The organism is Sphingomonas sp. DBB INV C78, assembly GCF_042693015.1.
In the GTDB taxonomy this organism is placed as follows: domain Bacteria; phylum Pseudomonadota; class Alphaproteobacteria; order Sphingomonadales; family Sphingomonadaceae; genus Sphingomonas_E.
The window spans coordinates 3,816,374-3,837,544 of the sequence record NZ_CP170544.1 but is presented as its reverse complement, the minus strand read 5'-3'; the positions used below and the strand labels follow the sequence as shown (position 1 = coordinate 3,837,544).

The window sequence follows — 21,171 nt, the reverse complement described above, 5'->3', positions numbered from 1 at the left end:
TTCGGGCCGTCTCGCAAAAGGGGCGGCTTGGAAAACTCTGCCGAGATGCTACGCCATCTTCGGCATAAGAGGGGATATAGCTTCCGATGAACATCATTCTGCTGGGGCCTCCGGGCGCGGGCAAGGGTACGCAGGCGAGCCGGCTCGTCGCCGAACGCGGCATGGTTCAGCTTTCGACCGGTGATATGCTGCGCGCCGCCGTAAAGGCGGGAACGCCGATCGGCCTCAAGGCCAAGGCGGTGATGGAAGCCGGCGAACTGGTTTCGGATGAGATCGTCTCGGGCCTTATCGGCGAGCAGCTCGATGCGCTTTCGCCGGAAACCGGCGTGATCTTCGACGGCTATCCCCGCACCGCCGCGCAGGCGGAATCGCTCGATGGCCTGCTGGCCAGCCGCAATCGCTCGCTCGATCATGTGATCGAACTGGGCGTTGACGAGGATGCGCTGGTCGAGCGCATCACCGGCCGCTTCACCTGCGCCAAGTGCGGTGAAGGCTATCACGACACATTCAAGCAGCCGAAGGTTGAGGGCGTCTGCGACGTCTGCGGCTCCACAGAGTTCAAGCGCCGTCCCGACGACAATGAGGAAACGGTGCGCACGCGCATGGCCGAATATCGCGCCAAGACCGCGCCGATCCTGCCGATCTACGAAGCCCGCGGCCTCGTGACCCGCGTCGATGGCATGGCGCCCATCGCCGAGGTCGAAGCCTCGATCGAGGGCATTCTCGGCCCCAAATGATCAGGGAGGAGGGCGTCCTGCCGGCGCCTTCCGCCCGCTGACATAGAGACAATCGTCGCCCCAGCGGAGGCTGGGGCCCATGGCTCTCTCGAAATCGACGCCGGTTGAGCGGATAGAGCCATGGATTCCAGCCAGCGCTGGGATAACGGTGTCTTTTTGGCTTGCCCCCCGCGACAATCGGTCCTGATTAGGCGCTCCACGCTCTGAAGAGGGGGAGGGGCCAAGATGTTTGCCAGGATGCGGTCGGCCGCGATCGCGCTCATCGCCACAACGCCTGCCGCCGCCGAAGTCATATCGTCGACACCCACCGGCTTCCAAGTCTCGCGCACCATCACTGTCACGGCCTCACCCGCCGAGGCCTATGCCGCACTGGTCCGCGTCGGCGACTGGTGGAACGGCGAGCACACCTATTCGGGCAAGGCTGCAAACCTCTCGATCGACGCGCGCCCGGGCGGCTGCTTCTGCGAGACGCTGCCCAACGGCGGCGGCGTCGAGCATGGTCGCATCCTCTATGCCGATCCCGGCAAGGTGCTGCGCTTCTCGGGCAGCCTCGGCCCGCTCCAGGGCGACGCGATCGCCGGCACGATGACCTGGGCGATCAGCGCCGAAGGTGGCGCCACGAAGATCAAGCAGACCTATGTCGCCGGCGGCTATACCGGCACCGGCTTCCAGAAGCTCGCGCCGCTGGTGGATCAGGTGCTCAGCGAACAGGTCGACCGGTTGAAGACCCATCTCGACGCCGGCGGCGGGGCGCGGCGGCGTCCGTAAGGCGGATGGCGGACGCAAGACCTGGCAACGCCCCCAGCGCGCGTCCGATAGCGTTCACACCAGCCGCGTCGACATGGTGACGAACAATGCCACGCCCGCCACGCACATGATCGCCGCCATCAGCAGTGTCGGCCGGCCGATGCGGAACTCCTCCGCGCGCTTGAGATCCTTCAGCGTCGCCCAATAGCTGAAGGTGCCGAGGATGATCGCCGCGACGCCCATGCCGACCAGAAAGAGGCCGACGCGCTGCGGGCTTTCGGGATGCGGGAGCGGCTGATCGCTCGCCTTCGCCATGCCATCGAGGAATTTGTAGATCGTGAAGCCGAAGCTGAGCATCGACAGCGACGTGCGGATCCACGCCATCAGCGTGCGATCCGCCGCCATGATCGTTCGCATCTGCCCGAGATCGCTGGGCAGCGCCGGCGCCCGGCCATGCGCAGTTGCAGGTTCATCCATCAGACGTCCCTCCGTGCAGCGGCCGATCGGCAGGATCAGCCCAGATGCGTGTCGGCCCCCGTGGGAAATTCCCAGAAACCGCGCAGCGACACCAGCTTTCCTTCGTCATTGATGCGGTGGACGATCACCAGGTCCATCTCGCGCGCGACATCGTCCTGCGTGGTGATGAAGAAGCGCGCGACGCTCGCCACCTCATTGCCGCAGAGATAGGAGTGCAGAATTTTGTAATCGAAGGTTTTGTTGGCGGAATTGACCATGTCGTAGAAGCGCCCGATCGCTTCATGCCCGCGATGGCCGTTCCCCGATGGATCGAAAGGCGAGGGGCCGACCGGATCTTCCAGCACCGCATCCTCCGCGAACAGGCTGAGCCATTTATCCTTCTGCCTGGCCTTAACGGCACTCAATGATGCGATCGACACGTCCCGCGCATTCGGCATCCCTTCTCTCCCACGCTTATGCTGTCGGGACTGGAGGATAGACGTGATTGCGGACGAGTCACCCGCCAATCGCGCCGCTTCCTACCGCCAGCGACAGGGCATGGTTGCGGATGCCGACTGGCCATTCGGCCATCAGGGCCGCCATCCGATCAATGTCGCCGGCATAAAGCGCGCGGGTCGCTTCCTCGAAATTGGCCCGATCGCCGGCAATGGCCGTCATGAAACGGAAGGCGGCGTCCTTGCCTGCACGGCCGCCATCGTCGCGCTTGCGGGCCTCCTCGACGAGACGGCGGAGTGCCGCCGACGCACCTTCGGGTTGTTCGGCAAGCCAATCCCAATGGCGGGGCAGCAAGGTCACTTCGCGCGCGACGACGCCGAGGCTGGGGCGACCCCGCGGACGCGCCGCTTCCGGTTCCTCGGCCGTGTCGCGCAGATCGAAATCGACCTGTCGGCCGGTGGCATCGTCGAACACCAGCAGATCATTGGCGCGCGATGGATCGGGCATGGCGCGGATGGCGGCGACGATCTCGCCCCGCGATCCGGTGGCGAGCCACATATCCTGCAGGAAGGCGGTGTAGGTCGGCATGATCGTCTCCATGGAATATGCCCGGTATTTATCCGGGTGAAATTATCGAGTCAATATCATCCGGGTAAATATGCCAACAAGCGTCACTCCATGGTTTCGCAGAGGAAAGACGGCTAGAGCGGGTCGAACGTAAATGGCGTGAGGGGACATGCGCATGGACGGGCCGATCGACGATTTCCTGAAGGCGCTCCACGCGGAAATCAGCACGATCGGCGAGGGCGCGCCGGCGAGCTACATCCCCGAACTGGCCAAGGTCGATCCCAAGCTCTGCGGCATCGCCATCGCGACGGTGGACGGGGCGGTGCATGTCGCGGGCGACTGGGACCGTGCCTTCACCATCCAGTCGATCAGCAAGGCGTTCGTCTATGGCCATGCGCTGGAAGTGCATGGGCGTGATCGCGTGCTGGAGCAAGTGGGGGTCGAGCCTTCGGGCGACAGCTTCAACTCGATCGCGCTCGATACCGTCAACAAGCGCCCGTTCAACCCGATGGTCAATTCGGGCGCGATCGCCACCGCCGAGCTGATCGAGGGCGCGGACGTGGAGGAACGGCGCGCCAATCTGGAGGCGATGTTCGCGCGCTTCGCGGGGCGCGCGCTGACGCTCGACGAGGCGACCTATCTCTCGGAAAAGGCGACCGGGCACAGGAACCGCGCGATCGCGTGGATGATGCTGTCAGCGGGCATGATCGAGCGCGAACCGGAGGAGGTGCTCGACCTCTATTTCCGGCAATGTTCCTATAATGTCACCGCGCGCGACCTCGCCATCATGGGCGCGACGCTCGTCAATGACGGGGTGAACCCGGTGACGGGCAAGCGCGCGCTCGACGCCGAATATTGCCCCGATGTGCTGACGGTGATGCTGAGCTGCGGCATGTATAATTATGCCGGGCAATGGGCCTATGAAGTGGGGCTGCCGGCCAAGAGCGGGGTTTCCGGCGGGATATTGGCGGTGATCCCCGGCCAGGCCGCGGTGGCGATCTTCTCCCCGCCGATCGACGCCAACGGCAACAGCATCCGCGCATTGGCCGCGTGCAAGCGGATCGCCGAGCGTTTCGGCCTGCACATGTTCCGTACCCACCCCGACCCCCGCACGGTGATCCGCTACGAGCTCGACGGGCGGCAAGTCCGGTCGAAGCGGACGCGGTCGTTGCGGGAGCTGGAGATATTGTTTCGCGCCGGCCCGCGCATCCGCCTGCTCGCGGTGCAGGACGCGCTCTACTTCGGATCGGTCGATCGCCTGCTGCGCCGCGCCAAGGATCTTGCGGCGGAGGCGGATTATCTGATCCTCGACCTGCGCCGTGTATCGCATGCCGATGCGGCGGCGCGCACGCTGCTGGCGGAGTTCCACACCGATATGCGCCGTTCCGGCGACAAGGTGATCTTCGCCAACCTCGAAGCGGACGGGCCATTGGCCAGCCTCCACGCGCATCTGGCCGAAACGCTGGGCGATCTTTCCAGGGCCGTATTCGACAGCCGTGACCGCGCGCTGGAATATTGCGAGGACCGGTTGATTGCCGAGGTGCTGCCGGGCGGAGAGATGCAGACCGCGAATGTCGCGGAGTTCGAATTGTTCCGCGGGCTGGGCGCAGACGACCTTGCCTGCCTGAAGGCGATCGCCGAGCCGCTCTCCCGCCCCGCCGGCACCGTGCTGGCGCGCGAGGGCGAGGAGGCGGCGCGCTTCTTCGTCATCATGCGCGGCAGCGCCAGCGTCTGTGCCGAGGTGGCGACACCCACCGGCCTCAAGACCGTCCGCTTCAGCGTGTTGGGGCCGGGCCAGAGCTTCGGCGAGCGCGCGCTGATCGGCGGCGGCCCGCGCGTGGCCGATGTCGTCGCGGAAAGCGACGTGGAACTGCTCGGCTTCAGCCTGGCCGCGGTGGAGGAACTTGCGGCCCAACGGCCGACGATCCTGATCCGACTGCTCGCCAACATATCCGGCGAACTGGCCGAACGGTTGCAGGTGGCGAGCGCGGAGATCCGCGCGTTGGAGATGTGAAGCACAGCCCCTCCCTGGAAGGGAGGGGATAGGGGGTGGGTAGCGGAGCCAGCGGGCTCGATGCCCGCTGGCGCAGCCTTGCGCTGCGCTGAAGGAAGCTCGCTGCCGCTCGCCACCCACCCCTCGCATCAGGTGAAACAGCCCCCGGCTGTTTCAGATCGTCCAGGGACGATCGGCCTGAAGCGCCCCTCCCTTCCAGGGAGGGGAGATCAGGTGATCACACCACGCCGTAGGCGAGCATCGCGTCGGCGACCTTCTTGAAGCCGGCGATATTGGCGCCCTTCACATAGTCAACATAGTCGTCCGAGACGCGGCCATAGGTGAGGCAGCTGTTATGGATGCCCGCCATGATATCGAGCAGCAGCTGCTGGAGCTCGCTTTCCTTCCAGGAGCGGCGTTCCGAATTCTGGCTCATTTCCAGGCCCGAAACCGCGACACCGCCGGCATTGGCGGCCTTGCCCGGCGCGTAGAGGATGCGGGCATCCTTGAAGACATGCACGCCGGCCAGGTCGGTCGGCATGTTGGCACCTTCGGAGACGGCATAGCAGCCATTCTTGACGAGCAGCTTGGCATCTTCGCCGAGCAATTCGTTCTGCGTGGCGCAAGGCAACGCGACATCGCAGGGAACGCCCCAGGGCGTCTTGCCGGCATGGAAGGTCGCCCCCTTATGCTCGCCCGCATATTCCGAGATGCGGCCGCGACGTTTGGTCTTGTGCGATTTCACCCAATCGATCTTTTCCTGGGTGATACCGTCGGGATCATGGATGAAGCCTTCGGAATCCGACAGGGTGAGCACCTTGCCGCCGAGCTGGACGATCTTTTCCGCGGCGTGGGTGGCGACATTGCCCGAACCCGAGATCACCGCGGTCTTGCCCTTCAGATCCTGCCCGCGCGTGCCGAGCATGTTGGCAAGGAAATAGACCGCGCCATAGCCCGTCGCCTCGGGCCGGATCAGCGAGCCGCCATATTCCAGGCCCTTGCCGGTCAGCACGCCGGTGAACTGGTTGGTGATGCGCTTATACTGGCCGAACATGTAGCCGATCTCGCGTGCGCCGACGCCGATGTCGCCGGCGGGCACGTCCACGTCCGCGCCGACATGGCGATAGAGCTCGGTCATGAAGCTCTGGCAGAAACGCATCACTTCATGATCGCTCTTGCCCTTGGGATTGAAGTTGGCGCCGCCCTTGCCGCCACCCATGGGCAGGCCCGTGAGCGCGTTCTTGAACGTCTGTTCGAACGCCAGGAACTTCAGCACGCTCTCGTTGACCGAGGGGTGGAAGCGGATTCCGCCCTTATAGGGGCCGATCGAATTGTTGTTCTGGATGCGATAGCCGCGCTGCACGCGGATATTGCCATTATCGTCTTCCCAGCAGACGCGGAAGGAAATCACCCGGTCCGGCTCCGCAATGCGACGCAGGATCTGGTAGTGATGATATTGTTCCTTGTCGGCGATGAAGTCGTAAATGTCCTCGGCGACTTCCTGAACCGCCTGGACGAATTCCGGCTGACCCGGATTACGCTTCTTCACGCCTTCGATGAATGTCGGCAGATCGACATGGTCGGTAACGGCCATTCCTAGCACCCCCAATAGAGCTCACAGGACCGACCCGATCGTCCACCCTGTTGAGTCGGGCGGATCTTTGCCGATGCTGTTACCACAAAATTGGGGGAACCCACCGCGATATGATGGTAATCAGGCGGTAAGCGCGGAGGGTCGACAAGCAATGCGGGGTTTCATCACAGCGGCAGGCGCCATGATGCTGCTCGCGCTCGGCGCGGCGCCGGCCCGTGCCAACAATGATGTCGCTGCTGGCCTTGCCGAAATCACCATAGCGGCGGGGCCATGTTTCGGGAGTTGCCCGGTCTACAGCTCGCGCATCACGCCCATCGGGGCGGTGCGCTTCGTCGGCACGCGCTTCGTGGCGAAGCCGGGCGAACAGACGCTGACCGCGGATGCCGACACTTTCCGCGAGATCGCGGAAATGCTCGCCCCCTATCGCCCCACCGTAGACCGCCGCATCGGGCCCGAGGAATGCGACAATTTCCGCACCGACGCGCCGAGCTGGACGGTGCAGTGGACCGACAAGGCAGGGGCGACGGTCTCGCTGGCGTTCAGCCTCGGCTGCACCGACATGCGCTATTTGCCGATCGCCGACGCCATCAAGGCCGCGAACGACCTGCTGCCGATCGCCCCGTTGGTGGCGAAGCCGGCGCGGTGAAGGGCGGACCCAGGCCCGCTTAGGCCAGCATTGCCCCCACCACGACGCTAACCTGCACCACCGCAATCACCAACAATCGCCCCGAAAAGGGCTGCTTGCGTGTCTTGTGGCGAAACACCTGACGCGCAAGCAGCGCCGCCGGCGTGCCGCCGATCAGCGCGAGCCCCAGCAGATTGGCTTCGGGAATCCGCCGCCCGCCGGATCGCGCCCGCGCCTTGTCCTGCCAGAAGCGGAAGAAGGTCCAGAGATTGACGATCAGGATCGCGAGCGCAGCGGCGGCGATCGTCACGCCAGCCCCGCCGCTTCCTCGATCGCGTCATAGATCCAGTCGAGTTCGCCGGCCGTGATGCAATATGGCGGCATCACATAGACGGTGTTGCCGAGCGGCCGGAGCAGCAGTCCGCGGTCGCGGAAGAAAGCGCCTAGCCTCGGGCCCAGCGTCGACAGATAGTTGCCGGTCGCGTCGGCCAGCTCCATCGCCGTGATCGTGCCGATCTGGCGCTTGCCACTGATCCGCCCGCGCCCATCGAGCCGCGCCAGCCGCTCAGCCTGCATCGCCGCCAGTTGCTCCACCCGCTCCAGCACCGGCTCCTCGCGCCAGATCGCGAGATTTGCGTTGGCGGCCGCGCAGGCGACGGGATTGGCCGTGTAGCTCGACGAATGGAAGAACATCCGCGCGCGATCGGCGGAATAATGCGCGTCGAAGATCGCCGGCGTCGCCAAGGTCACGGCCAGCGGCAGCGCGCCGCCGGTCAGGCCCTTGGACAGGCACATTATGTCGGGCGATATCCCGGCCTGATCACAGGCGAAGCGGGTTCCCGTGCGGCCCCAGCCGGTCATCACCTCGTCGGCGATGAACAATACGCCATGCCGCGCGCATATGGCGCGCATCTCCCTGAGCACTGCCGGCGAATAGATCAGCATCCCGCCCGCGCCCAGCAGCAGCGGTTCGAGGACGAAGGCGGCCGGCTGCTCGTTGCGGCACGCTACGTCGAGGGCATCGAGCGTCGCCTGTTCCGCTCCGGCAGTGGGGAAGGGGATGGTGCCGACATCGAACAGCAAGGGCTGATAGGCGCGGTTATAGACGCCGCGCTCGCCCACCGACATCGTCCCGATCGTGTCGCCATGATAGCCATGTTCGAGCACGAGGATGCGGTGTCGTGGCTCGCCGCGGTTGAGCCAATAGCCGAGCGCCATCTTGAGCGCGACCTCGACCGCGGTGGAGCCGCTGTCGGAGAAGAAGACATGCTCCAGCCCCGCCGGCGCGATCTCCACCAGCGAACGCGCCAGCGTCTCGGCCGGCTCATGCGTCCAGCCCGCGAAGATGAGCTGGTCGAGCTTGCCGGTCTGGTCGCGGATCGCCTGCTGGATGCGCGGCTCGCAATGGCCATGGGTGATGACCCACCAGCTTGATATGCAGTCGATCCACTGCCGGCCGTCCGCGCCGTAGAGCGTCGCGCCCTCGGCCCGGTCGATCAGCGGGATCTCTTCGCCAAGGCCGTGCTGGGTGAAGGCGTGCCAGACGGGCGAGCGGCTCATGCGAAGGCGCTCAGGTCGAAGCTTTCGGCAAACGCCGCCGCCAGCGTCTCTGGTGTCAGCGGGTCGAGATACGGCAGCCGGCCGAGCCGGCGCACCCGGCCCATCTCGGCGATCGTCGCCTCATTATCCTCATTCGCCTCACCGATGAAGGCGATGCCGTGGATGGGGACGCCGCGCGCCCGCAGCGCTTCGATCGACCCAAGGCTGTGGTTGATCGTGCCGAGCCCGGTGCGGGCGCAGAGGATTACCGGCAGGCCCCAGCGCGCGAAGATGTCGGCGAACAGCGTGGCTCGCGTCACCGGCACCAGCGGCCCGCCGGCGCCCTCGATCACCAGCGGGCCGGGGCAGGAGGGCACGGCCAGCGCGTCCGCGTCGATCGTCACACCTTCCAGTTCGGCCGAACGATGCGGAGACAGCGGGCGGACCAGGCGATAGCCTTCGGGTAGCACCGGCTGGCCGGTCAGCCGTGCCACCGTCTCGCTGTCGGCTTCCTCCTCCAGCCCGGACTGGATCGGCTTCCAGTATGTTGCCCCGATCGCGCCCGTCAGGCCGGCGGCGAAGATGGTCTTGCCGATGCCGGTGTCGGTGCCGGTGACGATGAACCGGCTCATGCCGTGATGATCCCATAAGCGATATGGTAGGTGACGGCCGCGCCGTCCGCCTCGAACAGCGCCATTGCGCGGCGGAGCGCCGGCGTCGGCATGGGCGGACGTGGCTCGCGCGGGCGGTGGGCGCCGATCGCGCGCAGGCTCGCCAGGAAAGCGCGGGCGTCGGCATGGCGCTGGACGAAGCGCTCGCTATGGATCGTCGCGCCCAGTGCCTCCAGCGCCTCGATCCTTGGATAGCCACCCATCGCCGCCGCCTCGCCCGTCGCCGCGCGGTGCGCCGCATCCCATTCGCCGATGCTTCCGTCCGCCATGGTTGCGAAGGCGATCCTGCCGCCGGGGGCGAGCAGCGCCTTCAGCCTCATGATCGCGCCCGGCAGATCGGCGAACCATTGGAAGGTGAAGCTTGATGCGATCAGGTCGAAGCGGCCGTCCACCTCGGGCCGCTCGCCGTCCACCACCGCGTAATGCACGTCCGCCCGCGCGCCGATCCGCACCCGGCAGCGCTCCACCATCGCCGGCGCGATATCGGTCAGCAGCCAGTCGCCATCGATCCGCTTCGTCAGCGCTTCGGACAGCAGCCCGGTGCCGCAGCCGATCTCCAATATGCGGGGGCGCTCGGCCAGCGGCATGCCGGCGATCCGCTCCGCGAGCGCGCTCGCCGCATGCGCTTGCACCAGCGCGGCTTCGTCATAGCGCAGGGCGGCATCGAACGCCTGGGTGACATGCGCATTCATATCAATGTTTTCAATATGTTATGAAGATAGTTGAGATTCTCGACCCCCGCATTGAGTGTCAACGAGACTCTCAACCGCGACGTCCCCATCGGCACCGTCGGCGGCCTGATCCCCCGGACATCGAGCCCCGCCTCCTGCAGCGCCGCCGCGATCGCCATCGTTCTTTTGTCGTCGCCGATGATGATCGGCAAGATCTGCGATCCCGTCTTCGGCAGGCCCAGCCCCGCGGCATGATCGATCAGCGCCATCAGCCGCTCGCGCCGCTCCGGCTCGCTTCTGAGCAGGCCCAGCGCCGCGCGCACCGCGGCCGCCATCAGCGGCGACGGCGCGGTCGAGAAGATGAAGCCGCGGCCGCGATTGACCAGATAATCGGTGATGACCCGCGGGCCGCACACCAAAGCGCCCTCGCACCCCAGCGCCTTGCCGCAGGTGCGGAGCGTGATGACATTCTCCTCGCCCTCCCACGCCGCGGCCAGCCCGCGCCCGTCCGGCCCGAACACGCCGGTTGAATGGGCCTCGTCGATCAGCAGGAAGGCGTCTTCTCGCGCGGCCAGATCGGCCAGGTCGGCGATCGGGGCGATGTCGCCATCCATGCTGTAGAGGCTCTCGATCGCGATCCAGACGCGGCCCTTGCCGCCTTTCTCGCGCCAGCCGCGGATCGCGTCGGCAAAAGCCTGGACATCGTTATGCGTCGCTGCCACCCGCTCCGCTTTCCCGCAGCGCAGCCCGTCATGGACGCTGGCGTGGATCAGCTCGTCATGGACCACTAGGTCGCCCCGCCTGGGCAGCGCGGCCAGCAATGTCGTGTTGGCGGCATAGCCCGACGAGAAGAACAGTGCCGATTCGCAGCCGAAGAATTGGGCGGCCTCCGCCTCCAGCGCTTCATGCTCCGGATCATTGCCGCGCAGCAGCCGCGATCCCCCCGATCCGATCGGCACGCCGCGCGCGATCGCGGCCGCCACCGAATCGGCCAGCACTGGCAATCCGGCGAGGCCGAGATAGTCGTTCGAGGCAAAATCCACGCCGGCGCGGGGGATTAGCCGGCGGCCCCGGCCGCGGCGGGCAAGCGCTTCCATATCCGCGCGATGCTGGTCTAGGATCGCCATTGCGGCGCGCCGTAGCGGAAGCGCGGGCCCCTTGCAAAGTGCCCCGAATCGGCGATTGCCTCCTTGACTCCGGCCAGGCCGGTCCTTACTTGGCCCCTATCCCCAGAGACCGGTTCCGGCGGCGTTTCGACGTGCGCCGTTTTTTCGTTCTTTGCGGGGTGCGTCGAGATGGAACGGGAAAGCCACCCGTTCTGTGGAGCAGGAGAATAGTCAAGTGGCACGTATTGCGGGTGTTAACATCCCGACCAACAAGCGCGTTGAAATCGCGCTTACCTACATCCACGGCATTGGCCCGGCCAAGGCCAAGGAGATCACCACGAAGCTGGGCATCGCTCGCGAGCGTCGCGTCCAGGAGCTGTCGGACCAGGAGGTTCTGCAGATCCGTGAGGCGATCGACGCCGGCTACACCGTGGAAGGCGATCTTCGCCGCCAGGTGGCGATGAACATCAAGCGGCTGATGGACCTCGCCTGCTACCGTGGGCTCCGCCATCGCAAGGGCCTGCCGGTCCGCGGTCAGCGCACGCATACCAATGCGCGCACCCGCAAGGGCAAGGCCAAGCCGATCGCCGGCAAGAAGAAGTAAGCGCGCAATCGCTGCTTCTCCGCCGGCGGCGAAGCTCTTTGGAGCGACCGCCCGGCGCCACGCAAGATTAAGGTCAGGATCTATCCATGGCACGTGAACCCCAGCGCCTTCGCCGTCGCGAGCGCAAGAACATCACCGCCGGCGTCGCCCATGTGAACGCCAGCTTCAACAACACCATGATCACCATCACCGACGCGCAGGGCAATGCGATTGCCTGGTCGTCCGCCGGCATGATGGGCTTCAAGGGCAGCCGCAAGTCGACCCCTTACGCCGCGCAGGTCGCGGCTGAGGACGCCGGCAAGAAGGCCGCCGAACATGGCGTCCGCACCCTCGAAGTCGAGGTCAAGGGCCCTGGTTCGGGCCGTGAATCGGCGCTCCGCGCGCTGCAGGCGGTCGGCTTCCACATCACGTCGATCCGCGACGTGACGCCGATCCCGCACAACGGCGTGCGCCCGTCCAAGCGTCGTCGCGTCTGATTGTGTTCGGCGGAGGCGACCAGACCTCCGCCGCTCAAGTTTTCCGGCCGTCGCGGACGCGCGGCGGTCCAACCCCCAAGGGGAAGTCCATGGCTGTCAACGCAAAGAACTGGCAGGAACTTAAGAAGCCGCAGGGCCTCGAGAAGAAGGCGGGTGGCGACAGCAAGCGCAAGGCGACCTTCGTTGCCGAGCCGCTGGAGCGCGGCTTTGGCCTGACGCTGGGCAACTCGCTGCGTCGCGTGCTGCTCTCGTCGCTGCAGGGCGCGGCCGTCACCTCGATCAAGATCGAAAACGTGCTTCACGAATTCTCGTCGCTCGCCGGCGTGCGTGAGGACGTGACCGACATCGTTCTCAACGTGAAGCAGATCGCACTGCGCATGCAGGGCGAAGGCCCGAAGCGTCTCCAGCTTTCGGCGACCGGCCCGGCCGAAGTCACCGCGGGTGACATCGCTACCACCGGCGACATTGAGGTGATGAACCCCGATCTGGTGATCTGCCACCTCGACGAAGGCGCCACGCTCAACATGGAGCTGACCGCCGACATCGGTAAGGGCTATGTCCCGTCCGCGAACAACCGTCCGGCCGATGCGCCGATCGGCCTGATCCCGGTCGACGCGCTCTACTCGCCGGTTCGTCAGGTTGCCTACAAGGTGGAAAACACTCGCGTCGGGCAGGAGCTTGACTATGACAAGCTGACCCTGACCGTCGAGACCGATGGCACCGTCACCCCGGAAGACGCGCTCGCTTATGCGGCCCGCATCCTCCAGGACCAGCTTCAGCTCTTCGTCCACTTCGACGACGCGCTCGTCCAGACCGCTCCGTCGGTCGGCGGCGTCGCCGCGGTTCCGACTGCGGGTGGCGAGCCGGAGCAGAACGCCAACCAGCTCAACCGCTACCTCCTCAAGAAGGTGGACGAGCTCGAGCTGTCGGTCCGTTCGGCGAACTGCCTCAAGAACGACAACATCATCTACATCGGCGATCTCGTGCAGAAGACCGAGGCGGAGATGCTGCGCACGCCGAATTTCGGCCGCAAGTCGCTCAACGAGATCAAGGAAGTCCTCGCTTCGATGGGGCTGCGTCTGGGTATGGAAATCCCCGGCTGGCCGCCTGAGAATATCGAGGAAATGGCCAAGAAGCTCGAACAGGAATTCTGATCGGGCGGGTCTTTCCGACCTGACTTTTAAGGGCTTTGGGCGGTGGCCCGTTTACACCGCCTGGCCCGGAGTACCTGATACGGCTCCGGGACGAACTGAAGGAAGAGTAACATGCGCCATCGCGTAGGCGGTCGTAAGCTTCAGCGGACCGCGTCTCACCGTACCGCTCTGTTCCGCAACCAGTCGGCCGCGCTGATCAAGCACGAGCAGATCACCACCACGCTCGCCAAGGCGAAGGAGCTTCGCCCCTATGTCGAGAAGCTGGTGACGCTGGCGAAGAAGGGTGGCCTCGCCAATCGTCGCCTCGCGCACGCCCGTCTGCTTGATGACGCCCAGCTCGTGAAGCTGTTCGACGTCCTGGCCGAGCGCTACAAGGATCGCAACGGCGGCTATACCCGCATCATCAAGGCCGGCATCCGCGCGTCGGACGCCGCTTCGATGGCGATCATCGAGTTCGTCGACCGCGACGTCTCGGCCAAGGGCCAGGATTCGGGCCCGGTGGAAACCGAGGAAGATTTCGACGAGGCCGCCTGAACCTTTCAGGTTACCTCTCGGGGTTGAATGCAAGGCCGGGGACGTTAGTCTCCGGCCTTTCCTTTTGCCCGTGAGGCCATTCGCCCGATGAAGAATCTTGTCGCCGCCTTGCTGCTGAGCGCCGTCACCCCCGCGCTCGCCGCGCCGATCGCCTACCCCACCACCGAACGCGGCAATGTCGTTGACACTCAGTTCGGCCAGCCGATCGCCGATCCCTATCGCTGGCTCGAAAACGACGTCCGCACCGATCCCAAGGTCGCGCAATGGGTGGCCGAGCAGAACAAGGTGACCGACGCCTATCTGGCGACGCTGCCGGGCCGCGACGCGATCAAGAAACGGATGACGCAGCTCTGGAACTATGAGCGTTTCGACGTGCCCAGGAAGGCCGGCGGCAATTATTTCTACACGCGCAATGACGGGCTGCAGAACCAGTCGGTGCTCTATGTCCGCACCGGCCTGAATGGCGCGCCGCGTGCGCTGATCGATCCCAACACATGGGCGAAGGACGGCGCCACCGCGCTCGCCGAATGGAAGCCTTCAAAGGACGGCACCAAACTGGCTTACGCTATCCAGGACGGCGGCAGTGACTGGCGCACTGTCCGTGTCCTCGACGTCACGAACGGGCAACCGATGACGGACGAACTCAAATGGGTGAAATCCTCCAACCTCGCCTGGGCGAAGGATGGCAGCGGCGTCTATTATTCGCGCTTTCCCGAACCCAAGGCAGGCGAGGCGTTCCAGGCGCTCAACGAGAACCACAAAGTCTACTTCCACCGCCTCGGCACCCCGCAGACCGAGGACCGGCTGGTCTATGCGACGCCCGACCGGCCGAAGCTCGGCCACAGCGCGGAACTCACCGAGGACGGCGCCTGGCTCGTCATCACCTCGGCGGAAGGCACCGATGACCGGTATGAAATCATACTGATCGACCTGCGCAAGCCCGATGCGACGCCGCAGACGCTGGTGAAGGGGCTGGAGAATAACTGGACGCTCGTCGGCAATCAGGGCGATCGGCTGATCTTCCTCACCAACAAGGATGCGCCGCTGCAGCGGATCGTCGCGCTCGACGCGGCCAGCGGTGCGATGCAGGAGATCGTGCCCGAAGCCAAATCGACCATCGACAGCGCGCTCGTCGTCGGCGGCAAGCTCGTCGTCACCTATCTGGTCGATGCCCGCACCGAGGTCCGCTCGTTCACGCTGGATGGCCAGCCGATCGCCAAGCTCGCCTTGCCCGGCATCGGCACCGCCAAGGATATGGAGGGCAGCGCCGACGATCCCGAGGCATTCTTCGCCTTCACCAGCTTCAACGTGCCGACCGCCATCTACCGTTATGACGCGGCGAGCGGGAACATCTCGCCCTTCGCGGTGCCCAAGGTCGCGTTCGATCCGGGCGACTATGCGGTTGAGCAGCGCTTCTATGCCTCCAAGGATGGCACGCGCGTGCCGCTCTTCATCGTCTACAAGCGCGGCGCCAATCTGAAGGCCGGACTGCCGACCCTGCTTTACGCCTATGGCGGCTTCAACATCTCGTCGCGGCCGGGCTTCAGCCCTGCGAACCTCGCCTGGATGGAGATGGGCGGCGTCTATGCGCTCGCCAACATCCGCGGCGGCGGCGAATATGGCAAGGCGTGGCACGATGGCGGCCGGCTCGCCAACAAGCAGAATGTGTTCGACGATTTCATCGGGGCCGGCGAATATCTGGTCCGCGAGGGCATATCGGCGAAGGGCAAGATCGCGATCATGGGCCGCTCGAACGGCGGCCTGCTGGTCGGCGCCGTCACCAACCAGCGGCCCGATCTGTTCGCGGCGGCGCTGCCGGCGGTGGGGGTGATGGACATGCTCCGCTTCGATCGGTTCACGGCGGGCCGTTACTGGGTCGACGATTATGGCTATCCGTCGAAGCAAGCCGATTTCGACGTGCTGCGCGCTTATTCGCCCTATCACAATATCGGCCGTGGCCAGACCTATCCGGCGATCCTGGTGACGACGGCGGACACCGATGATCGCGTCGTGCCGGGGCATAGCTTCAAATATGTCGCGGCGCTCCAGGCTGCCAAGATCGGCGATCGGCCGCATCTCATCCGCATCGAGACGCGCGCCGGCCATGGATCGGGCAAGCCGACGGACAAACTGATCGCGGAGTTTGCCGATCTCTGGGCCTTCGCCGCCAAGTGGACGGGCCTCGCCGTGCCGAATGATTGATCGCGACGGCTTGCGTCTGGATCGAACCGCTTTACGGCAAGGGCGATGGTGACACGCTTCGAATCCCTGGCCAATCGGCGGGCGATCATCGACCGCCGCGAGATCGCGACCCAGCTCGAAGAGCTGCAGGGTTCGGACACGATGGCGCTGCGGCGCGGCGCCACCGCGGTCCTGAAGCAGGCGCTGGAAAGCGGCCGTGGCGAGATTGCGGGGCGGCTGGCGGCCGCCCCCACCCGCGGCGCCGACGCGGCCACGGCCTATGCCTTCCTGACCGATCAGATCCTGCGGCTGGTGTTCGATTTCACCACCCACCGGCTTTACCCGCTCAACAACCCGACCGCGGGCGAGCGCCTGACGCTGATGGCGGTGGGCGGCTATGGCCGGGCCGAGATGGCGCTCCATTCGGATGTCGACATCGCTTTCCTGACGCCTTGGAAGCAGACGAGCTGGGCAGAGCAGGTGATCGAATCCATGCTCTATCTGCTGTGGGATCTGGGGCTCAAGGTCGGCCACAGCAGCCGCTCGCTCGACGACATGATCCGCATGGCGAAGAGCGACCTCACCATCCGCACCGCATTGCTGGAGGGGCGCTTCGTCTGGGGGGACGAGGCGCTGTACGACGAGGCGAGCCGCCGCTTCGACCGCGAGATCGTCGCCGGCACCGCGCGCACTTTCGTCGCCGAGAAACTGGCCGAGCGCGACGAGCGACACCGGCGCATGGGCGATAGCCGCTATGTCGTCGAACCCAACCTCAAGGAGGGGAAGGGAGGGCTGCGCGATCTGCACACGCTTTTCTGGATCGGCAAATATGTGAACCAAGTCCGATCGGTGCCCGAACTGGTCGACAAGGGCCTGTTGACGCCCACCGAGCTCAAGCAATTCCAGAAGGCGGAGAATTTCCTGTGGGCGGTGCGTTGCCACCTCCACATCCTGACCAACCGGGCCGAGGATCGGCTGACCTTCGACGTCCAGCCCGATATCGCCCACCGGATGCGCTATGCCGAGCGGCCGGGCCGGTCGGCGGTCGAGCGCTTCATGCAGCATTATTTCCTCACCGCGAAGCAGGTGGGCGATCTGACGGGCGTATTCCTCGCCCATCTCGATGAAGAGTTTGCCGCGCGTGGCCGACGCTTCGCACTGCCCAGCCTGCGCCGCAAACCACGCAAGCTGGAAGGGTTTTCCTTCGAACGCGGGAGGCTGAGCACGCCGTCCGACGATTTCTTCGAGCAGGATCCTGTCCGCCTGCTCCAGCTCTTCGCCGTGGCCGACAAGCATGAGCTGGAAATCCACCCCACCGCGATGCGGCAGGCGGGTCGCGATGCCCGGCTGATCGACAATGTCGTCCGCCGCGATCCGCGGGCCAACGCCTATTTCATGGACGTGCTGACGTCCCCACGCGATCCCGAAACGGTGTTGCGCTGGATGAACGAGGCCGGCGTGTTCGGCCGCTTCGTGCCCGATTTCGGCCGCGTCGTCGCGCAGATGCAGTTCGATATGTACCACCATTTCACGGTGGACGAGCACACCATCCAGGCGATCGGCCTGCTCTCCCAGATCGAGAAGGGCGAACTGCAGGACGATCATCCGCTCGCGACCGTCATCATGCGCCAGCTGGTTTCGCGCCGCGCGCTCTATGCGTCGGTGCTGCTGCACGACATCGCCAAGGGCCGCGGCGGCGACCACAGCATATTGGGCGCCGAAGTTGCGCAGAAACTCTGCCCGCGGTTGGGGATGACCGCGGCCGAGACCGAACTGGTCGCCTGGCTGGTGCGCTGGCACCTGTTGATGTCCGCCACCGCCTTCAAGCGCGATCTTGCCGACTTCAAGACCGTGCTCGACTTCGCCGAGGCGGTGCAGAGCCCGGAGCGTCTGCGCCTGCTGCTGGTGCTCACCGTCGTCGATATTCGCGCCGTCGGGCCGGGGGTGTGGAACAGCTGGAAACGCCAGCTCCTCTCCGATCTCTACGAAGCAGCGGAAGAGGTGCTGCGGCTCGGCCACAAGCAGCGTGGCCGCAAGGAACGGATCGAGGCCAAGCAGGCGGCGCTGCGCGACCGGCTGGATTGGTCAGCCGATCGCTTCGATGCGGTCGTCAAGCGCCTGCCCGAAGCCTATTGGGTCGCGGAATCGATCGACGTCATCGAACGCAATGTGCGGCTGATCGCCGATGCGGATGCCGGCCACAAGCCGCTCTCGATCGGGGCGGAGGCGGATGCCGAGCGCGGCGCGACGCTCGTCACCATCTACGCCGCCGACCATCCGGGCCTGTTCTACCGCATCGCCGGCGCCATCCACGTGGCCGGCGGCAGCATCATCGATGCGCGCATCCACACCACGCGCGACGGCATGGCGATCGACAATATCCTGGTGCAGGATCCATTCGGCCGGCCCTTTGATGAAGCCCAGAGGCTCAAGCGCCTGGAAATCTCGATCGACGATGCGCTCGCCAACCGCAGCCGCCTGGCCGATCGTCTGGCCGCCAAGCCGCTGCCCCGCGCCCGTGCGGATGCCTTCGCGATCGAGCCGGTGGTGCTGATCGATAACCGCGCATCGAACCGCTATACGGTGGTCGAGATCAATGCGCGCGATCGACCGGCTTTGCTCAACGCGCTCGCCCACGCGCTCTTCCAGTCGAAGGTCACGATCCATTCCGCGCATATCGCCACCTATGGCGAGCGCGCGGTCGACGTCTTCTATGTGACCGATCTGACCGGCGACAAGGTGACGGGCGCGACCCGCCTCAAGGCGCTCGAACGCCGGTTGCTCGAAGCCGCCGGCGGCGAGATCGCCGAAGCGGCCGCCTAAGCCAGCGGCGCGACGCGCACCGCAAAGCCGCTCATGCGCGGAATGCCGGTTAGCGCGTCGAAATCGCGATCGGTGGCGATCAGCCGCGCGGCATTGGCCTCGCCACCCAGCCGGCCCGAGGCATCGCTTTGGCCCCAGCCATGGCTCATGGAAATGCAGCCGGGCCGCACATCGTCTGCTGGCTCGGCGACCGCGACGACCCTGCCATGCCGCGACTCTATCGCCACATCCTCGCCGGCGGTGATGCTGAGGCGCTCCATGTCGGCGGGATGGATGAAGGCGGGGTTGCGGCGCCAGCGCCGGCCCTGCTTCGGATTGTCGTGCCAGCTCGAATTCATCACGTCGTTGAGCCGCCGGCTGAGCAGCTGGAACGGAAAATCATCATCGACCGCGGGCATGTCTTCGGCTGCCAGCGCGGCGAGTTCCGCCATCATCATCGCATCGCCGATCTGCAGCCGTCCGGCCCATCCGTCGGGTTTGGGCTGGATCGTCTCGCGACGATCGAACAGACGCCCACCGGGGGTCGCTGCCACATCGTCGAACGGCACCGGGCTCGATTTGACGAGCATCCGCCAGATCGCCTCGCTTGTCGGGCGTTGATCCATGTCCAGTTTCGTGCCCAACTCCGCCGCCGCAACCGGATCGAGCGTGGAGGCCGGGTCGAGTGAGAGCTGCAACCCCGCCGTCGCGGCGATGGCGTGCAGATATTCCCATTCCTCCAGCACGTCGCTGCCCGCCGGCGGCTCCGTCAGTGCGGGCGCCACCTGACCATAAGGCCGGTCGAAGCCCATGCCCGCACCGAAATTGGAGGCGATCTCGACATGGGCGGTGGTGTTCATGATCTCCAGCCCCAGCCGCGGTGCCAGCACATAATCGGCCAGCGCGGCGGTGGCGGTAAGCTTGGGGTCGACGCAGACCAGCAGGTCCAGCTCGCGCATCGCGCGCGTCGTCATCGCCTCGTCGGGCCAGGCCATTACCGGATTGCCGCCCAGCACGATCAGCGCCCTTATCCTGCCTTCGCCCGGCACCAATATCTCTTCGGCCAAAGCGGCGGTCGGCATGCCGGCGGCGGTTTCGCTCAAACCCCGCACGCGCGTCGGCCGGCCCGCGCCGAGCACCGATGACGGTGGGGCGGCGGCGGCAAGCGGCGGCGGCGGATTGATGAACACGCCGGGATTGGGCCGTGCGTCGCCGGCGCGCAGATACCAGCCGCGCAGGCTGGTGATGATCCGACCGAGATATTCGACCAAAGTCGGATGGCCGGACATATTGCCGCCGGTGCCGGCGAACACCGCGCCGCTCTTCGCGCGGATCAGCACCTGCGCGGCGTCGGTCAGCGCCGCGGCCGGCACGCCCCCCCGCGCCGCGACCCGCTCGGGCGTGAAGGGCTCCACGGCGCTGCGGAGCGCCTCCAACCCTTCGCATTCGGCCGCGACGAAGGCCGCGTCCACGCCATCGGGCGCGCGCAATATCTCGCGGATCAGGCAGGCGAGGATCGCCGCATCCTCACCAGCCCGCGGCTGGACATGGACATCGGCCACCGCCGCGCAGTCGGTGCGGCGCGGATCGACCACCACGAGCTTCATGCCGCGTGCCCGCGATCGCTTGAGATTGCGCGCCGGGTTCATCCCCAGTCCGCCGACCTGCGAGACGACGGGGTTTGCACCCAGCAGCAGCAGCGCATCCCAGCGGTCCTGTGGCGGGACGCCGCCCAGCCAGTTCCCGTGCAGCGCCGGCGCGGTGATCTTGCCCGGCTGGTCGATCGTCAGGCTGGTGAAGATCATCGGGCTGTCGATCGCCCGCATCAACGCCATCGCCATCATGAAAGCCGGCAGGTTGATATGGCCGTAGGTGCCGACATAGAGGCCGATCGACCGCGGGCCATGCTCGGCGGCGATCGTGGCGATCCGCTGGCCGACTTCGCCGGCGGCCTGTTCCGATCCGATCTGTTCGAACGAACACTCAGCCGTCCGCCGCAGCGAATGGAGCAGGCGCGATGGCAAGGTCAGCAGCGCCGGGGCCTCGCGTCCCTTGATGCAGGAATAGCCGTGATAGACGGGGTTGTCGCGGGCGCCATGGACGCCGGTGATCCGGCCGTCCGCCAGATCGACCACAAGGTCGCAGGACGCGTGGCAGGCCCGGCATATGACGTGCCGCCGCTCGCCGGATTGAGCCGCCATCATCCTCTCCCGTTCCGCGCGTCCTTCTGAACGCTGCGATGCGGAGACTGCGCCGTC

General features: G+C 65.9%; 20 protein-coding genes. 10 read left to right on the top strand and 10 right to left on the bottom strand.

The genetic code is table 11. The annotated features are described in order from the left end of the window. Positions 1–86: 86 nt before the first annotated feature. Both ACFB49_RS18105 and ACFB49_RS18100 read left to right on the top strand, forming a co-directional pair. Complete coding sequence (locus ACFB49_RS18105) at positions 87–737, top strand: adenylate kinase (protein WP_380872697.1); 651 nt, start codon at positions 87–89, stop codon at positions 735–737. A 225-nt stretch (positions 738–962) separates the two neighbouring features. Next, entirely contained in the window at positions 963–1,505 is a 543-nt protein-coding gene (locus ACFB49_RS18100) for an ATPase (protein WP_380872696.1), read from the top strand. A 54-nt stretch (positions 1,506–1,559) separates the two neighbouring features. Here the strand turns inward: ACFB49_RS18100 and ACFB49_RS18095 are convergent, their stop codons facing one another. From ACFB49_RS18095 to ACFB49_RS18085, 3 genes are read right to left on the bottom strand one after another with little or no spacing between them, the layout of a single operon-like run. After that, complete coding sequence (locus ACFB49_RS18095; RefSeq protein ID WP_380872695.1) at positions 1,560–1,961, bottom strand: YidH family protein; 402 nt, start codon at positions 1,959–1,961, stop codon at positions 1,560–1,562. Between the two features lie 35 nt (positions 1,962–1,996). Then, positions 1,997–2,398, bottom strand: a complete 402-nt coding sequence (locus ACFB49_RS18090; RefSeq protein WP_380872694.1) for a nuclear transport factor 2 family protein — start codon at positions 2,396–2,398, stop codon at positions 1,997–1,999. 58 nt (positions 2,399–2,456) lie between these two features. Next, positions 2,457–2,984: a DUF2239 family protein gene (locus ACFB49_RS18085; protein ID WP_380872693.1), complete on the bottom strand. Its 528-nt coding sequence runs from the start codon at positions 2,982–2,984 to the stop codon at positions 2,457–2,459. A gap of 154 nt (positions 2,985–3,138) precedes the next feature. On the opposite strand from ACFB49_RS18085, the gene glsA reads away from it, so the two are divergent. Next, positions 3,139–4,977: a glutaminase A gene (glsA, locus tag ACFB49_RS18080; RefSeq protein WP_380872692.1), complete on the top strand. Its 1,839-nt coding sequence runs from the start codon at positions 3,139–3,141 to the stop codon at positions 4,975–4,977. A gap of 217 nt (positions 4,978–5,194) precedes the next feature. Here glsA and gdhA read toward each other — a convergent pair whose 3' ends face one another. Next, positions 5,195–6,550: an NADP-specific glutamate dehydrogenase gene (gdhA, locus tag ACFB49_RS18075; protein WP_380872691.1), complete on the bottom strand. Its 1,356-nt coding sequence runs from the start codon at positions 6,548–6,550 to the stop codon at positions 5,195–5,197. A 151-nt stretch (positions 6,551–6,701) separates the two neighbouring features. Here gdhA and ACFB49_RS18070 point away from each other — a divergent pair, with 151 nt between their 5' ends. After that, a complete protein-coding gene (locus ACFB49_RS18070; protein ID WP_380872690.1) occupies positions 6,702–7,196 on the top strand; it encodes a DUF6438 domain-containing protein in 495 nt (164 codons plus the stop codon). A 19-nt stretch (positions 7,197–7,215) separates the two neighbouring features. Here ACFB49_RS18070 and ACFB49_RS18065 read toward each other — a convergent pair whose 3' ends face one another. From ACFB49_RS18065 to ACFB49_RS18045, 5 genes are read right to left on the bottom strand one after another with little or no spacing between them, the layout of a single operon-like run. Continuing rightward, positions 7,216–7,485: a DUF1294 domain-containing protein gene (locus ACFB49_RS18065; protein ID WP_380872689.1), complete on the bottom strand. Its 270-nt coding sequence runs from the start codon at positions 7,483–7,485 to the stop codon at positions 7,216–7,218. After that, complete coding sequence (locus tag ACFB49_RS18060) at positions 7,482–8,735, bottom strand: adenosylmethionine--8-amino-7-oxononanoate transaminase (RefSeq protein ID WP_380872688.1); 1,254 nt, start codon at positions 8,733–8,735, stop codon at positions 7,482–7,484. Before ACFB49_RS18060 ends, ACFB49_RS18065 begins: the two co-directional genes overlap by 4 nt. Further along, positions 8,732–9,346 (bottom strand): dethiobiotin synthase, encoded by a 615-nt coding sequence (gene bioD, locus ACFB49_RS18055; protein ID WP_380872687.1) that lies wholly within the window; start codon positions 9,344–9,346, stop codon positions 8,732–8,734. The genes ACFB49_RS18060 and bioD overlap by 4 nt, the downstream gene beginning before the upstream one ends. Then, on the bottom strand, positions 9,343–10,077 hold the full coding sequence (locus ACFB49_RS18050; protein ID WP_380872686.1) for a methyltransferase domain-containing protein: 735 nt from the start codon (positions 10,075–10,077) through the stop codon (positions 9,343–9,345). The genes bioD and ACFB49_RS18050 overlap by 4 nt, the downstream gene beginning before the upstream one ends. Continuing rightward, positions 10,074–11,183, bottom strand: coding sequence for an 8-amino-7-oxononanoate synthase (locus tag ACFB49_RS18045; protein ID WP_380872685.1), 1,110 nt, complete (start codon positions 11,181–11,183; stop codon positions 10,074–10,076). The genes ACFB49_RS18050 and ACFB49_RS18045 overlap by 4 nt, the downstream gene beginning before the upstream one ends. 214 nt (positions 11,184–11,397) lie before the next feature. Between ACFB49_RS18045 and rpsM the strand changes: the two genes are divergently transcribed. The 6 genes from rpsM to ACFB49_RS18015 all read left to right on the top strand — a co-directional run bounded on the left by rpsM (position 11,398) and on the right by ACFB49_RS18015 (position 18,934). Further along, the gene (gene rpsM, locus ACFB49_RS18040; RefSeq protein WP_380872684.1) at positions 11,398–11,766 is read left to right on the top strand and encodes a 30S ribosomal protein S13; all 369 of its coding nucleotides are present in this window, start codon (positions 11,398–11,400) and stop codon (positions 11,764–11,766) included. An 86-nt stretch (positions 11,767–11,852) separates the two neighbouring features. Beyond that, positions 11,853–12,242 carry a 30S ribosomal protein S11 gene (rpsK, locus tag ACFB49_RS18035; RefSeq protein ID WP_010123860.1) on the top strand — a complete coding sequence of 130 codons (390 nt, stop codon included), beginning with the start codon at positions 11,853–11,855 and terminating at the stop codon, positions 12,240–12,242. Positions 12,243–12,331: 89 nt separating this feature from the next. Beyond that, positions 12,332–13,396, top strand: a complete 1,065-nt coding sequence (locus tag ACFB49_RS18030) for a DNA-directed RNA polymerase subunit alpha (RefSeq protein ID WP_380872683.1) — start codon at positions 12,332–12,334, stop codon at positions 13,394–13,396. A 111-nt stretch (positions 13,397–13,507) separates the two neighbouring features. Continuing rightward, positions 13,508–13,930 carry a 50S ribosomal protein L17 gene (gene rplQ, locus ACFB49_RS18025; RefSeq protein WP_380872681.1) on the top strand — a complete coding sequence of 141 codons (423 nt, stop codon included), beginning with the start codon at positions 13,508–13,510 and terminating at the stop codon, positions 13,928–13,930. A gap of 87 nt (positions 13,931–14,017) precedes the next feature. Continuing rightward, positions 14,018–16,132 carry a prolyl oligopeptidase family protein gene (locus tag ACFB49_RS18020; protein WP_380872680.1) on the top strand — a complete coding sequence of 705 codons (2,115 nt, stop codon included), beginning with the start codon at positions 14,018–14,020 and terminating at the stop codon, positions 16,130–16,132. Positions 16,133–16,177: 45 nt separating this feature from the next. Next, positions 16,178–18,934, top strand: a complete 2,757-nt coding sequence (locus ACFB49_RS18015) for a [protein-PII] uridylyltransferase (RefSeq protein ID WP_380872679.1) — start codon at positions 16,178–16,180, stop codon at positions 18,932–18,934. On the opposite strand, the gene ACFB49_RS18010 is transcribed toward ACFB49_RS18015, so the two are convergent. Then, a complete protein-coding gene (locus ACFB49_RS18010; RefSeq protein ID WP_380872678.1) occupies positions 18,931–21,114 on the bottom strand; it encodes a molybdopterin-dependent oxidoreductase in 2,184 nt (727 codons plus the stop codon). The genes ACFB49_RS18015 and ACFB49_RS18010 overlap by 4 nt on opposite strands. Between the last annotated feature and the right edge of the window lie 57 nt (positions 21,115–21,171).

Coding starts and splice junctions, on each gene's coding strand:
- rpsK (WP_010123860.1), top strand. CDS start 11,853: ATGGCACGTGAACCCCAGCGCCTTCGCCGTCGCGAGCGCAAGAACATC.
- ACFB49_RS18045 (WP_380872685.1), bottom strand. CDS start 11,183: ATGGCGATCCTAGACCAGCATCGCGCGGATATGGAAGCGCTTGCCCGC.
- gdhA (WP_380872691.1), bottom strand. CDS start 6,550: ATGGCCGTTACCGACCATGTCGATCTGCCGACATTCATCGAAGGCGTG.
- rplQ (WP_380872681.1), top strand. CDS start 13,508: ATGCGCCATCGCGTAGGCGGTCGTAAGCTTCAGCGGACCGCGTCTCAC.
- ACFB49_RS18020 (WP_380872680.1), top strand. CDS start 14,018: ATGAAGAATCTTGTCGCCGCCTTGCTGCTGAGCGCCGTCACCCCCGCG.
- ACFB49_RS18090 (WP_380872694.1), bottom strand. CDS start 2,398: ATGCCGAATGCGCGGGACGTGTCGATCGCATCATTGAGTGCCGTTAAG.
- ACFB49_RS18100 (WP_380872696.1), top strand. CDS start 963: ATGTTTGCCAGGATGCGGTCGGCCGCGATCGCGCTCATCGCCACAACG.
- glsA (WP_380872692.1), top strand. CDS start 3,139: ATGGACGGGCCGATCGACGATTTCCTGAAGGCGCTCCACGCGGAAATC.
- bioD (WP_380872687.1), bottom strand. CDS start 9,346: ATGAGCCGGTTCATCGTCACCGGCACCGACACCGGCATCGGCAAGACC.
- ACFB49_RS18015 (WP_380872679.1), top strand. CDS start 16,178: ATGGTGACACGCTTCGAATCCCTGGCCAATCGGCGGGCGATCATCGAC.
- ACFB49_RS18010 (WP_380872678.1), bottom strand. CDS start 21,114: ATGGCGGCTCAATCCGGCGAGCGGCGGCACGTCATATGCCGGGCCTGC.
- ACFB49_RS18030 (WP_380872683.1), top strand. CDS start 12,332: ATGGCTGTCAACGCAAAGAACTGGCAGGAACTTAAGAAGCCGCAGGGC.
- ACFB49_RS18050 (WP_380872686.1), bottom strand. CDS start 10,077: ATGAATGCGCATGTCACCCAGGCGTTCGATGCCGCCCTGCGCTATGAC.
- ACFB49_RS18060 (WP_380872688.1), bottom strand. CDS start 8,735: ATGAGCCGCTCGCCCGTCTGGCACGCCTTCACCCAGCACGGCCTTGGC.
- ACFB49_RS18095 (WP_380872695.1), bottom strand. CDS start 1,961: ATGGATGAACCTGCAACTGCGCATGGCCGGGCGCCGGCGCTGCCCAGC.
- ACFB49_RS18085 (WP_380872693.1), bottom strand. CDS start 2,984: ATGCCGACCTACACCGCCTTCCTGCAGGATATGTGGCTCGCCACCGGA.
- ACFB49_RS18105 (WP_380872697.1), top strand. CDS start 87: ATGAACATCATTCTGCTGGGGCCTCCGGGCGCGGGCAAGGGTACGCAG.
- ACFB49_RS18070 (WP_380872690.1), top strand. CDS start 6,702: ATGCGGGGTTTCATCACAGCGGCAGGCGCCATGATGCTGCTCGCGCTC.